The 11,331-nt window shown below is 64.6% G+C and carries 18 protein-coding genes and 1 pseudogene; all 19 read left to right on the top strand.

Annotation, left to right across the window (positions count from 1 at the left end; all coding sequences use genetic code 11):
* The first annotated feature begins 70 nt into the window (after nucleotides 1-70).
* The 19 genes and pseudogenes from rpsL (at nucleotide 71) to rpsN (ending at nucleotide 11,287) form a co-directional block, all read left to right on the top strand.
* The gene (gene rpsL / locus VFB18_RS15595) at nucleotides 71-442 is read left to right on the top strand and encodes a 30S ribosomal protein S12 (protein WP_324977408.1); all 372 of its coding nucleotides are present in this window, start codon (nucleotides 71-73) and stop codon (nucleotides 440-442) included.
* A 38-nt stretch (nucleotides 443-480) separates the two neighbouring features.
* Nucleotides 481-951 (top strand): 30S ribosomal protein S7, encoded by a 471-nt coding sequence (gene rpsG / locus VFB18_RS15590; RefSeq protein WP_324977405.1) that lies wholly within the window; start codon nucleotides 481-483, stop codon nucleotides 949-951.
* 20 nt (nucleotides 952-971) lie between these two features.
* Nucleotides 972-3,047, top strand: coding sequence for an elongation factor G (fusA, locus tag VFB18_RS15585; protein ID WP_324977402.1), 2,076 nt, complete (start codon nucleotides 972-974; stop codon nucleotides 3,045-3,047).
* 35 nt (nucleotides 3,048-3,082) lie between these two features.
* Complete coding sequence (tuf, locus tag VFB18_RS15580; protein WP_324977399.1) at nucleotides 3,083-4,273, top strand: elongation factor Tu; 1,191 nt, start codon at nucleotides 3,083-3,085, stop codon at nucleotides 4,271-4,273.
* 60 nt (nucleotides 4,274-4,333) lie between these two features.
* Nucleotides 4,334-4,642 carry a 30S ribosomal protein S10 gene (rpsJ, locus tag VFB18_RS15575; RefSeq protein WP_069438070.1) on the top strand — a complete coding sequence of 103 codons (309 nt, stop codon included), beginning with the start codon at nucleotides 4,334-4,336 and terminating at the stop codon, nucleotides 4,640-4,642.
* Between the two features lie 30 nt (nucleotides 4,643-4,672).
* Entirely contained in the window at nucleotides 4,673-5,437 is a 765-nt protein-coding gene (gene rplC, locus VFB18_RS15570; protein WP_324977390.1) for a 50S ribosomal protein L3, read from the top strand.
* Complete coding sequence (gene rplD / locus VFB18_RS15565; RefSeq protein ID WP_324977387.1) at nucleotides 5,437-6,057, top strand: 50S ribosomal protein L4; 621 nt, start codon at nucleotides 5,437-5,439, stop codon at nucleotides 6,055-6,057. Before rplC ends, rplD begins: the two co-directional genes overlap by 1 nt.
* A complete protein-coding gene (locus VFB18_RS15560) occupies nucleotides 6,054-6,347 on the top strand; it encodes a 50S ribosomal protein L23 (RefSeq protein WP_324977383.1) in 294 nt (97 codons plus the stop codon). The genes rplD and VFB18_RS15560 overlap by 4 nt, the downstream gene beginning before the upstream one ends.
* A gap of 3 nt (nucleotides 6,348-6,350) precedes the next feature.
* Nucleotides 6,351-7,184 (top strand): 50S ribosomal protein L2, encoded by an 834-nt coding sequence (gene rplB, locus VFB18_RS15555; RefSeq protein WP_324977380.1) that lies wholly within the window; start codon nucleotides 6,351-6,353, stop codon nucleotides 7,182-7,184.
* 4 nt (nucleotides 7,185-7,188) lie between these two features.
* Nucleotides 7,189-7,491 (top strand): 30S ribosomal protein S19, encoded by a 303-nt coding sequence (gene rpsS, locus VFB18_RS15550; protein ID WP_324977378.1) that lies wholly within the window; start codon nucleotides 7,189-7,191, stop codon nucleotides 7,489-7,491.
* A 5-nt stretch (nucleotides 7,492-7,496) separates the two neighbouring features.
* Nucleotides 7,497-7,877: a 50S ribosomal protein L22 gene (rplV, locus tag VFB18_RS15545; RefSeq protein WP_324977376.1), complete on the top strand. Its 381-nt coding sequence runs from the start codon at nucleotides 7,497-7,499 to the stop codon at nucleotides 7,875-7,877.
* Entirely contained in the window at nucleotides 7,877-8,596 is a 720-nt protein-coding gene (gene rpsC / locus VFB18_RS15540) for a 30S ribosomal protein S3 (protein ID WP_324977373.1), read from the top strand. Before rplV ends, rpsC begins: the two co-directional genes overlap by 1 nt.
* Before the next feature lie 21 nt (nucleotides 8,597-8,617).
* The gene (rplP, locus tag VFB18_RS15535) at nucleotides 8,618-9,043 is read left to right on the top strand and encodes a 50S ribosomal protein L16 (RefSeq protein WP_324977370.1); all 426 of its coding nucleotides are present in this window, start codon (nucleotides 8,618-8,620) and stop codon (nucleotides 9,041-9,043) included.
* A pseudogene (gene rpmC, locus VFB18_RS15530) lies at nucleotides 9,040-9,222 on the top strand (50S ribosomal protein L29); the annotation flags it as partial. The gene rplP and the pseudogene rpmC, both read left to right, overlap by 4 nt.
* Nucleotides 9,223-9,422: 200 nt before the next feature.
* On the top strand, nucleotides 9,423-9,668 hold the full coding sequence (rpsQ, locus tag VFB18_RS15525) for a 30S ribosomal protein S17 (RefSeq protein WP_324977367.1): 246 nt from the start codon (nucleotides 9,423-9,425) through the stop codon (nucleotides 9,666-9,668).
* A 46-nt stretch (nucleotides 9,669-9,714) separates the two neighbouring features.
* On the top strand, nucleotides 9,715-10,083 hold the full coding sequence (gene rplN / locus VFB18_RS15520) for a 50S ribosomal protein L14 (RefSeq protein ID WP_324977364.1): 369 nt from the start codon (nucleotides 9,715-9,717) through the stop codon (nucleotides 10,081-10,083).
* The gene (gene rplX, locus VFB18_RS15515; RefSeq protein WP_324977362.1) at nucleotides 10,084-10,404 is read left to right on the top strand and encodes a 50S ribosomal protein L24; all 321 of its coding nucleotides are present in this window, start codon (nucleotides 10,084-10,086) and stop codon (nucleotides 10,402-10,404) included. It abuts the gene before it with no gap.
* A complete protein-coding gene (gene rplE / locus VFB18_RS15510) occupies nucleotides 10,397-10,954 on the top strand; it encodes a 50S ribosomal protein L5 (protein ID WP_324977359.1) in 558 nt (185 codons plus the stop codon). Before rplX ends, rplE begins: the two co-directional genes overlap by 8 nt.
* A 27-nt stretch (nucleotides 10,955-10,981) precedes the next feature.
* Nucleotides 10,982-11,287 carry a 30S ribosomal protein S14 gene (gene rpsN / locus VFB18_RS15505; RefSeq protein WP_324977356.1) on the top strand — a complete coding sequence of 102 codons (306 nt, stop codon included), beginning with the start codon at nucleotides 10,982-10,984 and terminating at the stop codon, nucleotides 11,285-11,287.
* Nucleotides 11,288-11,331: the final 44 nt, after the last annotated feature.

The raw sequence follows: 11,331 nt of genomic DNA, 5'->3' as shown, positions 1-11,331 counted from the left end.
AACCCGCTCATTCGGCGCCAGATGGTATGGGCTCATGCCCGCGGGAAACGATTGGACGTAAAGGCAGACGATGCCGACGATACAACAGCTCATCCGCAAGCCCCGCCAGAAGCCGGGCAAACGGAACAAAGTGCCGGCGATGCAGGCCTGCCCGCAGAAGCGGGGGGTATGCACGCGCGTCTACACCACCACGCCGAAGAAGCCCAATTCGGCGCTGCGCAAGGTGGCGCGCGTACGCCTGACCAATCAGATGGAAGTGACGAGCTACATTCCGGGCGAGGGGCATAATCTCCAAGAGCATTCGGTGGTGATGATCAGGGGCGGTCGCGTCAAAGACCTTCCCGGCGTGCGCTATCACATCATCCGCGGCGTGCTCGACACCCAAGGCGTTGGCGACCGCCGGCAGCGGCGCTCCAAATACGGAGCCAAACGGCCCAAATAACGGGTCGTTTTCTTGTTTAAGGAAACGGATCACACGAGATGTCGAGGCGTCGCAGAGCAGACAAGCGCGAAGTCATCCCCGACCCGAAGTTCGGAGACATCGTGCTGACCAAGTTCATGAACTCCATCATGCAGGAGGGCAAGAAGTCCGTGGCCGAACGGATCGTCTACGGCGCCCTCGACCAGTTGGAGAAGAAGGGAAAATCGAACCCCGTCGAGCTGTTCCACGAGGCGCTGCGCAATGTGATGCCCGCGCTCGAGGTAAGATCGCGCCGCGTCGGCGGCGCCACCTATCAGGTGCCGGTCGAGGTCAGGCTCGACCGCCGTCAGGCGCTTGCCATCCGCTGGATCATCACGGCGGCGCGCGGGCGCAACGAGAACACCATGGTCGAGCGGCTGTCGGGGGAGCTGCTGGACGCCGCCAATAACCGCGGAACCGCGGTGAAGAAGCGGGAGGACACCCACCGGATGGCGGAGGCGAACCGCGCCTTCTCCCATTACCGCTGGTAACGAACGCAAGGATTTCGACGATGCCCCGGGCCACCCCCCTAGAGGATTACCGCAATATCGGGATCATGGCGCATATCGACGCCGGAAAGACCACGACCACCGAGCGGATCCTCTACTACACCGGCAAGAGCCATAAGATCGGCGAGGTGCACGACGGCGCCGCCACCATGGACTGGATGGAGCAGGAGCAGGAGCGCGGCATCACCATCACCTCGGCCGCGACCACCGCTTTCTGGAACGGCAAGCGCATCAACATCATCGACACGCCCGGCCACGTGGATTTCACCATCGAGGTCGAGCGCAGCTTGCGCGTGCTCGACGGCGCGGTCGCCCTGCTCGACGCCAACCAGGGCGTCGAGCCGCAGACCGAGACGGTATGGCGCCAAGCCGACAAATACGGCGTGCCGCGCATGATCTTCGTCAACAAGATGGACAAGATCGGCGCCGACTTCTTCGTATCGGTGCAGATGGTCAAGGACCGCCTCGGGGCCAAGCCGATCGTGATCCAGCTTCCGCTCGGGGTGGAATCGAGCTTCGCCGGCATCATCGACCTTATCCGCATGAAGGCGGTGGTATGGGACGACGAGTCGCTCGGCGCCAAGTTCCACGACGAGGAAATCCCCGCCGACCTGCTCGATCAGGCGAAGAAATACCGCGAGATGCTCATCGAAACGGCGGTCGAGGTCGACGAGGCTGCGACCGAGGCCTATCTCGAGGGCAAGGAGCCCGATCAGGCCCAGCTCAAGGCGCTCATCCGCAAGGGAACGGTAACGAGCCAGTTCGTGCCGATCCTGTGCGGCTCGGCGTTCAAGAACAAGGGCGTGCAGCCGCTGCTCGACGCGGTGGTGGACTATCTCCCGTCGCCGATCGACGTGCCTCCGGTCGAGGGCATCGACGTCAAGAGCGGCGAGCCGACCACGCGCGATGCAAGCGACGACGCCCCGCTCTCCATGCTCGCGTTCAAGATCATGAACGACCCGTTCGTGGGCTCGCTCACCTTCTGCCGCATCTATTCCGGCAAGCTTGATTCCGGCACGACGCTGATCAACACGGTGAAGGACAAGAAGGAGCGCATCGGGCGCATGCTCCTGATGCACGCAAATCACCGCGAGGACATCAAGGAGGCCTTCACCGGCGACATCGTGGCGCTCGCGGGTCTGAAAGACGTGACCACCGGCGACACGCTGTGCGATCCCACGAAGCCCGTGATCCTCGAGCGCATGGAGTTTCCCGATCCGGTCATCGAGGTCGCGGTCGAGCCCAAGACCAAGGGCGACCAGGAGAAGCTCGGCATGGCGCTCAACCGTCTGGCGCAGGAGGATCCGTCCTTCCGCGTCTCGGTCGACCACGAGTCGGGCCAGACCATCATCAAGGGCATGGGCGAACTTCACCTCGACATCATCGTCGACCGCATGCGCCGCGAGTTCAAGGTCGAGGCCAATGTCGGAGCGCCTCAGGTGGCGTTCCGCGAGACCGTCACCAAGCGCGCCGATGTCGACTATACCCACAAGAAGCAGACCGGTGGCTCGGGTCAGTTCGCCCGCGTCAAGCTCACGATCGAGCCGAACGAGGCCGGCGCCGGCAATCTGTTCGAGAGCAAGGTGGTCGGCGGCAACGTGCCGAAGGAGTACGTCCCCGGCGTGCAGAAGGGCGTGCAGAGCGTGTTGGAATCGGGCGTCATCGCCGGCTTCCCCATGCTCGACGTCAAGGTGACGCTGACCGACGGTGCCTACCACGAGGTCGATTCGAGCGTGATGGCGTTCGAGATCGCCGCGCGCGCGGCGTTCCGCGAGGGCGCGCTCAAGGCCGGGCCCAAGCTGCTCGAGCCGATCATGAAGGTCGAGGTGGTAACACCCGAGGACTATGTCGGCGGCATCATCGGCGACCTCACCAGCCGCAGAGGCCAGGTGCGCGGGCAAGAGACGCGCGGCAACGCCTCGGTGATCAATGCCATGGTGCCGCTCGCCAACATGTTCGGCTACGTCAACAACCTGCGCTCGATGAGCCAGGGGCGGGCGCAGTTCACCATGCAGTTCGATCACTATGCGCCGGCGCCGCAAGGCGTGACTGAAGAGGTCAAGGCGAAGTTCGCCTAGGCAGACTTGTTTTTGTTGAAGGATGGAGAGCCAACATGGCTAAGGAAAAATTCCAGCGGACGAAGCCGCACTGCAACATCGGGACGATCGGTCACGTCGATCACGGCAAGACGACGCTGACGGCAGCGATCACCAAGGTCTTGGCCGAAGAAGGCAAGGCGCAGTTCACCGCCTACGACCAGATCGACAAGGCGCCCGAGGAGAAGGCGCGCGGCATCACCATTTCGACCGCGCATGTGGAGTACGAGACCGACAAGCGTCACTACGCCCACGTGGACTGCCCCGGCCATGCCGACTACGTGAAGAACATGATCACCGGCGCGGCACAGATGGACGGCGCCATCCTCGTCGTCTCCGCCGCCGACGGTCCCATGCCGCAGACCCGCGAGCACATCCTGCTTGCGCGCCAGGTCGGCGTGCCGGCGCTCGTCGTGTTCCTCAACAAGGTCGACATGGTCGACGACCCGGAGCTGCTCGACCTGGTCGAGCTCGAGGTGCGCGAGCTTCTGTCCAAATACGAGTTCCCCGGCGACGAGATTCCGATCGTCAAGGGCTCGGGCCTGGCGGCGCTCGAGGGCCGTGACGACGAGATCGGCAAGAACGCGATCAAGGCGCTGATGAAGGCGGTGGACGAATACATCCCGCAGCCCGACCGTCCCAAGGACAAGCCGTTCCTCATGCCGATCGAGGACGTGTTCTCGATCTCGGGCCGCGGCACGGTGGTGACCGGCCGCATCGAGCGCGGCATCATCAAGGTCGGCGAGGAGGTCGAGATCGTGGGCATCAAGCCGACGAGCAAGACCACCGTCACCGGCGTCGAGATGTTCCGCAAGCTGCTCGATCAGGGCGAGGCCGGCGACAATGTCGGTTGCCTGCTGCGCGGCGTCGATCGCGAGGGCGTGGAGCGCGGCCAGGTGCTGGCCAAGCCCGGCTCGATCACGCCGCACACCAAGTTCAAGGCCGAGGCCTACATCCTCACCAAGGAGGAGGGCGGGCGCCACACCCCGTTCTTCGCCAACTACCGGCCGCAGTTCTACTTCCGCACCACCGACGTGACCGGCGTCGTGCATTTGCCGGAAGGCACCGAGATGGTGATGCCGGGCGACAACGTGAACATGACGGTCGAGCTGATCGTGCCGATCGCCATGGAAGAGAAGCTTCGTTTCGCCATCCGCGAGGGCGGCCGCACCGTAGGCGCGGGCGTCGTGGCGTCGATCATCGAGTAAGGGAGGCAAGAGAGCGCGCTGCCTAGGCGGCGCGCTCCTCTCAATTTTGGGACCATCGAGATGCAAAGCCAGAACATAAGAATCAGGCTCAAAGCCTTCGACCATCGCATCCTCGATGCGTCGACCAAGGAGATCGTCAACACCGCGAAGCGCACGGGCGCCGAGGTGCGCGGGCCGATCCCGCTGCCGACGCGCATCGAGAAGTTCACGGTCAACCGCTCTCCGCACATCGACAAGAAAAGCCGCGAGCAGTTCGAGATGCGCACGCACAAGCGCCTGCTCGACATCGTCGATCCCACGCCGCAGACGGTTGACGCGCTGATGAAGCTCGACCTCGCAGCGGGCGTCGACGTCGAGATCAAGCTGTAAGGGCGCGAGACGAGGCAAGGAATTAGACCGATGCGATCAGGAGTCATCGCGCAGAAGGTCGGCATGACCAGGATCTTCACCGACGCCGGGGAGCATGTCCCGGTGACGGTGTTGAAGCTCGATCATTGCCAGGTCGTCGGCCACCGCACGGCGGAGAAGAACGGCTATACCGCGCTCCAGCTCGGCGCCGGCCGTCCCAAGATCAAGCGCATGAGCCGCGCCGCGCGCGGCCACTTCGCCGTGGCCAATGTCGAGCCCAAGCGCAAGCTCGCTGAGTTCCGCGTGAGCCCGGAAAATCTCATCGAGGTGGGCGCGGAGATCACCGCCGACCATTTCGTCGAGGGCCAGTTCGTCGACGTGTCGGGAACGACCATTGGCAAGGGCTTCGCCGGCGTCATGAAGCGGCATGGCTTCGGCGGCCTGCGCGCAAGCCACGGCGTGTCGGTGAGCCACAGGAGCCACGGCTCGACCGGTCAGCGCCAGGACCCCGGAAAGGTGTTCAAGGGCAAGAAGATGGCCGGCCACATGGGCGACGTGAACGTCACGACGCAGAACCTGCGCGTGGTGAAGACCGACCCCGCGCGCGGGCTGATCATGATCCGCGGCGCCGTCCCCGGAGCCAAGGGCGGATGGGTCACGATCCACGATGCGGTAAAGCGGGCGCTGCCCGAGAGCGCGCCGAAGCCCGGCGCGTTCCGCAAGGCGGCCAACGAAGCGCCGAAAAAGGCAAAACACGACAAGTCCGAAACGCCGGGCGCTGAGAGCGTCGAGGCCGAGGGCGGGAGCGAGAGCTAATGCAAGCCGACGTCACCACGCTCGACGCCAAGAAGGCGGGAACGGTCGATCTCCGGGACGACGTGTTCGGGCTCGAGCCCCGCGTCGACATTCTGCAACGCATGGTGCGCTATCAGCTCGCCAAGCGCCGAGGCGGCACGGCCCATGTCAAGGACCGCTCTGAGGTCAACTACACCACGGCCAAGATGTACCGGCAGAAGGGCACCGGCCGCGCCCGGCACGGCAGCAAGAAGGCGCCGATCTTCCGGGGCGGCGGCAAGGCGTTCGGGCCGAAGCCGAGGGATTTCGCCATCGATCTGCCGAAGAAGGTGCGGGCGCTCGCGCTCAAGCACGCTCTGTCCTCCAAGGCCAAGGCCGAGGAGCTCGTCGTGCTCGACAAGTGCGAGCTGAAGGAAGGCAAGACCAAGGAGCTCAAGTCGCGCTTCGCCAAGCTCGGCTTCGGCTCGGTGCTGATCATCGACGGAGCCGAAGTGCAGGAAGCGTTTGCCCGCGCCGCGCGGAACCTTCCCGACGTCGACGTGCTCCCGGTTGCCGGCATCAACGTCTACGACATTCTGAGGCACGAGAAGCTCGTGCTCACCAAAGCTGCGCTCGAGGCGCTGGAGGCACGGTTCAAATGAGCACGCTCGACGCCTATGACGTCATCGTCGCCCCGGTGATCACCGAGAAGGCAACCGCCGTCTCGGAGTCGAACCAGGTCGTGTTCAAGGTGCGCCGCGACGCCACCAAGCCGGAGATCAAGGCGGCGGTCGAGCAGCTGTTCGGCGTCAAGGTCGTGGCGGTCAACACGCTCACCCGCAAGGGCAAGACCAAGCACTTCCGCGGCGTGAAGGGCAAGCAGCAGGACGTCAAGAAAGCGATCGTGCGCCTCGCCGAGGGCGACAGGATCGACGTGACGACGAGGATCTAAGCGATGGCGCTCAAGACCTATAAACCGACCACGCCCTCGCAGCGGCAGCTTGTCCTTGTGGACAAGAGCCACCTCTACAAGGGCAAGCCGGTCAAGGCGCTGACCGAGGGTCTACGCAAGACCGGCGGGCGCAACAATCTCGGCCGCGTGTCGATGTGGCATCGCGGCGGCGGCCACAAGCGCGCCTATCGCATGGTCGATTTCAAACGCGCCAAGCGCGGCATGCCGGCGACCGTCGAGCGGATCGAATACGATCCGAACCGCACCGCGTTCATCGCGCTGATCAAATACGAGGACGGCGAGCTGTCCTATATTCTCGCCCCGCAGCGGCTCGCGCCGGGCGACACGGTCATCGCCGACACCAAGGTCGACGTGAAGCCCGGCAACGCCATGCCGCTTGCCAACATGCCGATCGGCACCATCGTCCACAATGTGGAGATGAAGCTTGGCAAGGGCGGCCAGCTCGCGCGTGCCGCCGGCGCCTACGTGCAGCTCGTCGGGCGCGATGCGGGCTATGCCATCCTCAGGCTCAATTCCGGCGAGACCCGCATGGTCCCTGCCGAGTGCATGGCGACCGTGGGCGCGGTGTCAAATCCCGACAATTCCAACGTTTCGATCGGCAAGGCCGGGCGGGTGCGGTGGAAGGGGCGGCGGCCCGTCGTGCGCGGCGTCGCCATGAATCCGATCGATCATCCGCACGGCGGCGGCGAGGGCCGCACCTCGGGCGGCCGTCATCCGGTCACGCCGTGGGGCAAGTCGACCAAGGGCAAGAAGACGCGGCACAACCGGTCGACCGACAAGTACATCTTGCGCAGCCGCCATCAGAAGAAGGGTTAGTCAAGTGGGTCGCTCGATTTGGAAGGGTCCGTTCGTCGACGGATATCTGTTGAAGAAGGCGGAGAAGGCGCGCGCCTCCGGCTCGAACGCGGTGATCAAGATCTGGTCGCGCCGTTCGACCATCCTGCCGCAATTCGTCGGGCTGACCTTCGGCGTGCATAACGGCCACAAGCATGTTCCGGTGCTCGTCACCGAGGACATGATCGGCCACAAATTCGGCGAATTCGCCCCGACGCGGACCTTCTACGGCCACGCGGCCGACCGCAAGGCGAAGAGAGCGACACCCACAGCGACGGCGAAGGCTTAAACGACATGGGCAAGCCGCAGCGCGAACGCGCGCTTAAAGACAACGAGGCGAGGGCGGTGACGCGGCTCATGCGCGTGAGCCCGCAGAAGCTCAACCTGCTTGCGCAGCTGATCCGCGGCAAGAAGGTCGACCGCGCGCTGGCCGATCTCACCTTCTCGCGCAAGCGCGTGGCGAAGGACGTGAAGAAAACGCTCGAGTCGGCCATTGCCAATGCCGAGAACAATCACGATCTCGATGTCGACTCTCTCGTCGTGTCAGAGGCCTATGTCGGCAAGAATCTGGTGCTGAAGCGCATGCGCGCGCGGGCGAGGGGTCGCGCCGGCCGCATCCTGAAACCGTTCGCGCAGATCACCGTGGTCGTGCGCCAAGTCGAGGAGTCTGCTTGATGGGACAGAAGGTCAATCCGATCGGGCTCAGGCTCGGGGTCAACCGCACGTGGGACTCGCGCTGGTACGCCTCGCGCGGCGAATATGCGCGGCTCCTGCACGAGGACCTCAAGATGCGCAAGCACATCCTCGACACGCGCAAGCAGGCCGGCATCTCCAAGGTGGTGATCGAGCGCCCGCACAAGAAGTGCCGGGTGACGGTGCACACGGCGCGGCCGGGCATCCTGATCGGCAAGAAGGGCTCGGACATCGAGAAGCTCAGGCGCGAGCTCGCCTCGATGACGGACTCGGAAGTGCATCTCAATATCGTCGAGGTGCGCAAACCCGAGATCGACGCCACGCTTGTCGCCGAGGGCATTGCCCAGCAGCTCGAGCGCCGCGTCGCCTTCCGCCGCGCCATGAAGCGCGCGGTTCAGTCGGCGATCCGCATGGGTGCGCTCGGCATTCGCATCAATTGCGGCGGGCGGCTGGGCGGAGCCGAGATTGCGCGCATGGAGTGGTATCGCGAGGGACGCGTGCCGCTGCACACGCTGCGGGCCAATATCGATTACGGCACGGCGCTCGCGCGCACGGCCTATGGCGTGATCGGCATCAAGGTGTGGATCTTCAAGGGCGAGATCCTGGAGCACGATCCCATGGCCCAAGAGAATCGCGCGCTCGAGGCGCAGGAAGGCGGCCGGTCGCAAGGGCGCCGCGAGCCTGCTCAGGCACAGGCTTAGGCGCGGGGAAAGTTTCACGTCATGCTGCAACCGAAACGCACCAAGTTCCGCAAAGCCCATAAGGGCCGCATCAAGGGCGCCGCGTCGAGCGCGGTGAACCTCAATTTCGGCACCTACGGACTCAAGGCGCAGGAGCCCGCGCGCGTCACCGCACGGCAGATCGAGGCGGCGCGCCGCGCCATGACGCGCCAGATGAAGCGCTCGGGCCGGGTGTGGATCCGCATCTTTCCCGACGTGCCGGTGTCGAAGAAGCCGACCGAGGTGCGCATGGGCAAGGGCAAGGGCACGCCGGAGTTCTGGGTGTGCCGGGTCAAGCCCGGCCGTATCATGTTCGAGATCGACGGCGTGGGCGAGGCGGTGGCGCGCGAGGCGCTTCGTCTTGCCGCCGCCAAGCTTCCGATCAAGACGCGCGTGGTCGCGCGCATCAGCGAGGTGCCGGCGTCATGAAGGCCGCTCAAGTCCGCGGGCTGACCGAAGATCAGCGCTCCGACGAGCTCCTCAAGCTCAAGAAGGAGCAGTTCAATCTGCGCTTCCAAGCGGCCTCCGGCCAGCTCGAGAACACGGCGCGCGTCCGCCAGATCAGGCGCGACATCGCCCGCCTCCAGACCATTGCGCGCGAGGCGGCATTGGGCCGCGTGCCCGCGCCCAAGACTGCGGCGCCGAAGCCGAAGGCCGAGCCGAAGCCCAAGGCCGAAGCGAAACCGAAGGCCGAGGCGAAGCCCAAGGCCGAAGCCAAGGCGAAGGCGGAAGCGAAGACCAAGAAGATCAAGACGGCGAAGCCCAAGGCCGCAACCAAGGCCAAGGCCAAGAGCTAGGACGCAAAACGATGCCGAAGAGAGTTCTGCAAGGGGTCGTGGTGAGCGACAAGAACGACAAGACCGTGGTGGTCCGCGTCGAGCGGCGCTTCACCCATCCTTTGCTGCAAAAGACAGTGCGGCGGAGCAAGAACTATCACGCCCACGACGAGAAGAACGAGTTCAAGGTGGGCGAGACGGTGTGGATCGAGGAATGTCCGCCAATCTCGAAGCAGAAGCGCTGGGTGGTGCTGCCGCGTGAGCAGGCGGCTGGATAAGAAACGGAGTTGTCGGGCCGATGCGGCCTGAGCAAGGGCAAGTGCCATGATTCAGATGCAGACAAATCTCGACGTCGCCGACAATTCCGGGGCGAGGCGCGTCCAGTGCATCAAGGTGCTCGGCGGGTCGAAGCGGAAATACGCCGGAATCGGCGACACCATCGTGGTCTCCGTCAAGGAGGCGATCCCGCGCGGCCGGGTGAAGAAGGGCCAGGTGATGAAGGCCGTAGTGGTGCGCACCGCCAAGGGCGTGCGCCGTCCCGATGGCTCGATCATCCGCTTCGACCGGAATGCCGCGGTGTTGGTCAACGCGCAAGGCGAGCCGATTGGCACGCGCATCTTCGGCCCGGTGACGCGCGAGCTGAGGGCCAAGAAGCATATGAAGATCGTGTCGCTCGCCCCGGAGGTTCTGTAGATGGCCAAGCTCAAGATCCGGAAGGGCGACCACGTGGTCGTCATCAGCGGCAAGGACAAGGGCAAGAAGGGCGAAGTGCTCAAGGTGATGCCGGGCGAGAATCGCGTCATCGTGAGCGGGGTCGCCGTCGTGCGGCGCCATCAGCGCCAGACCGCCACGCAAGAAGGCGGGATCATCTCCAAGGAGGGGCCGATCCACGTCTCCAATGTCGCGCTCGAGGATCCCAAGGATGGGAGCCCCACGCGCGTCGGCTACAAATTTCTGAAAGACGGGCGCAAGGTCCGGTTTGCCAAGCGCTCGGGTGAGATCATCGATGTCTAAAGACAGCTACATTCCGCGCCTCAAGCAGCACTATCAGACCGTGCTCAAGCCCGAACTGGCCAAGAAGTTCGGCTACAAGAACCCCATGCAGGTGCCGCGCCTCGAGAAGGTGGTGCTGAACATGGGCGTGGGCGAGGGCATCAACGACCAGAAGAAGGTGACGGCCGCGGCCAACGATCTCGGCCTGATCGCCGGGCAAAAGCCGGTGATCACCCGGGCGCGCAAGTCGATCGCCACCTTCAAACTGCGCGAGGGTATGCCGATCGGCGCCAAGGTGACGCTCCGCCAGAACCGCATGTACGAGTTCATCGACCGGCTGGTGAACATCGCCCTGCCGCGCGTGCGCGACTTCCGCGGGCTGAACCCGAAGAGCTTCGACGGGCGGGGCAATTTCGCCATCGGACTGAAAGAGCACATCATCTTCCCCGAGATCGATTACGACAAGGTCGAGGATGTGCTCGGCATGGACATCATCGTCTGCACGACGGCGCGCACCGACGAGGAAGCGCGCGCGCTGCTGGCGGGCTTGAATTTTCCGTTTCGCAGCTAGGCGACTGGCCGCGACAGGAGGACGTGAATGGCTAAGACCAGCATGATCGAGCGGGACAAGAAGCGTCGCCGCCTCGCCAAGAAGTACAAGACCAGACGGACGCGGCTCAAGACGATCGCCGCCGACCGCTCGCTGCCGGCCGAGGAGCGGTTTGCGGCGCGCCTCAAGCTCGCCGAGCTGCCGCGCAACTCATCGCCGACGCGCATCCGCAACCGGTGCGACCTCACGGGCCGCCCGCGCGGCTATTACCGCAAGCTGCGCATGTCGCGTATCGCGCTGCGCGAACTCGGAAGCCAGGGCCTGATCCCCGGCATGATCAAGTCGAGCTGGTAAGGACGATCGATGAGCATCAATGATCCGCTAGGTGACATGCTGGC

This window comes from Methyloceanibacter sp., assembly GCF_035650995.1.
Taxonomy (GTDB): domain Bacteria; phylum Pseudomonadota; class Alphaproteobacteria; order Rhizobiales; family Methyloligellaceae; genus Methyloceanibacter.
This window is presented reverse-complemented; position numbering and strand designations above follow the sequence as displayed.

Bases quoted from the DNA above. Each gene is read 5' to 3' on its own strand.
- rplX (WP_324977362.1), top strand. From the start codon at position 10,084: ATGGCCAAGCTCAAGATCCGGAAGGGCGACCACGTGGTCGTCATCAGC.
- rpsG (WP_324977405.1), top strand. From the start codon at position 481: ATGTCGAGGCGTCGCAGAGCAGACAAGCGCGAAGTCATCCCCGACCCG.
- rplN (WP_324977364.1), top strand. From the start codon at position 9,715: ATGATTCAGATGCAGACAAATCTCGACGTCGCCGACAATTCCGGGGCG.
- rpsC (WP_324977373.1), top strand. From the start codon at position 7,877: ATGGGACAGAAGGTCAATCCGATCGGGCTCAGGCTCGGGGTCAACCGC.
- rpsJ (WP_069438070.1), top strand. From the start codon at position 4,334: ATGCAAAGCCAGAACATAAGAATCAGGCTCAAAGCCTTCGACCATCGC.
- rpsL (WP_324977408.1), top strand. From the start codon at position 71: ATGCCGACGATACAACAGCTCATCCGCAAGCCCCGCCAGAAGCCGGGC.
- rplB (WP_324977380.1), top strand. From the start codon at position 6,351: ATGGCGCTCAAGACCTATAAACCGACCACGCCCTCGCAGCGGCAGCTT.
- rplP (WP_324977370.1), top strand. From the start codon at position 8,618: ATGCTGCAACCGAAACGCACCAAGTTCCGCAAAGCCCATAAGGGCCGC.
- rplD (WP_324977387.1), top strand. From the start codon at position 5,437: ATGCAAGCCGACGTCACCACGCTCGACGCCAAGAAGGCGGGAACGGTC.
- fusA (WP_324977402.1), top strand. From the start codon at position 972: ATGCCCCGGGCCACCCCCCTAGAGGATTACCGCAATATCGGGATCATG.
- rpsN (WP_324977356.1), top strand. From the start codon at position 10,982: ATGGCTAAGACCAGCATGATCGAGCGGGACAAGAAGCGTCGCCGCCTC.
- tuf (WP_324977399.1), top strand. From the start codon at position 3,083: ATGGCTAAGGAAAAATTCCAGCGGACGAAGCCGCACTGCAACATCGGG.
- VFB18_RS15560 (WP_324977383.1), top strand. From the start codon at position 6,054: ATGAGCACGCTCGACGCCTATGACGTCATCGTCGCCCCGGTGATCACC.
- rplE (WP_324977359.1), top strand. From the start codon at position 10,397: ATGTCTAAAGACAGCTACATTCCGCGCCTCAAGCAGCACTATCAGACC.
- rplV (WP_324977376.1), top strand. From the start codon at position 7,497: ATGGGCAAGCCGCAGCGCGAACGCGCGCTTAAAGACAACGAGGCGAGG.
- rpsQ (WP_324977367.1), top strand. From the start codon at position 9,423: ATGCCGAAGAGAGTTCTGCAAGGGGTCGTGGTGAGCGACAAGAACGAC.
- rplC (WP_324977390.1), top strand. From the start codon at position 4,673: ATGCGATCAGGAGTCATCGCGCAGAAGGTCGGCATGACCAGGATCTTC.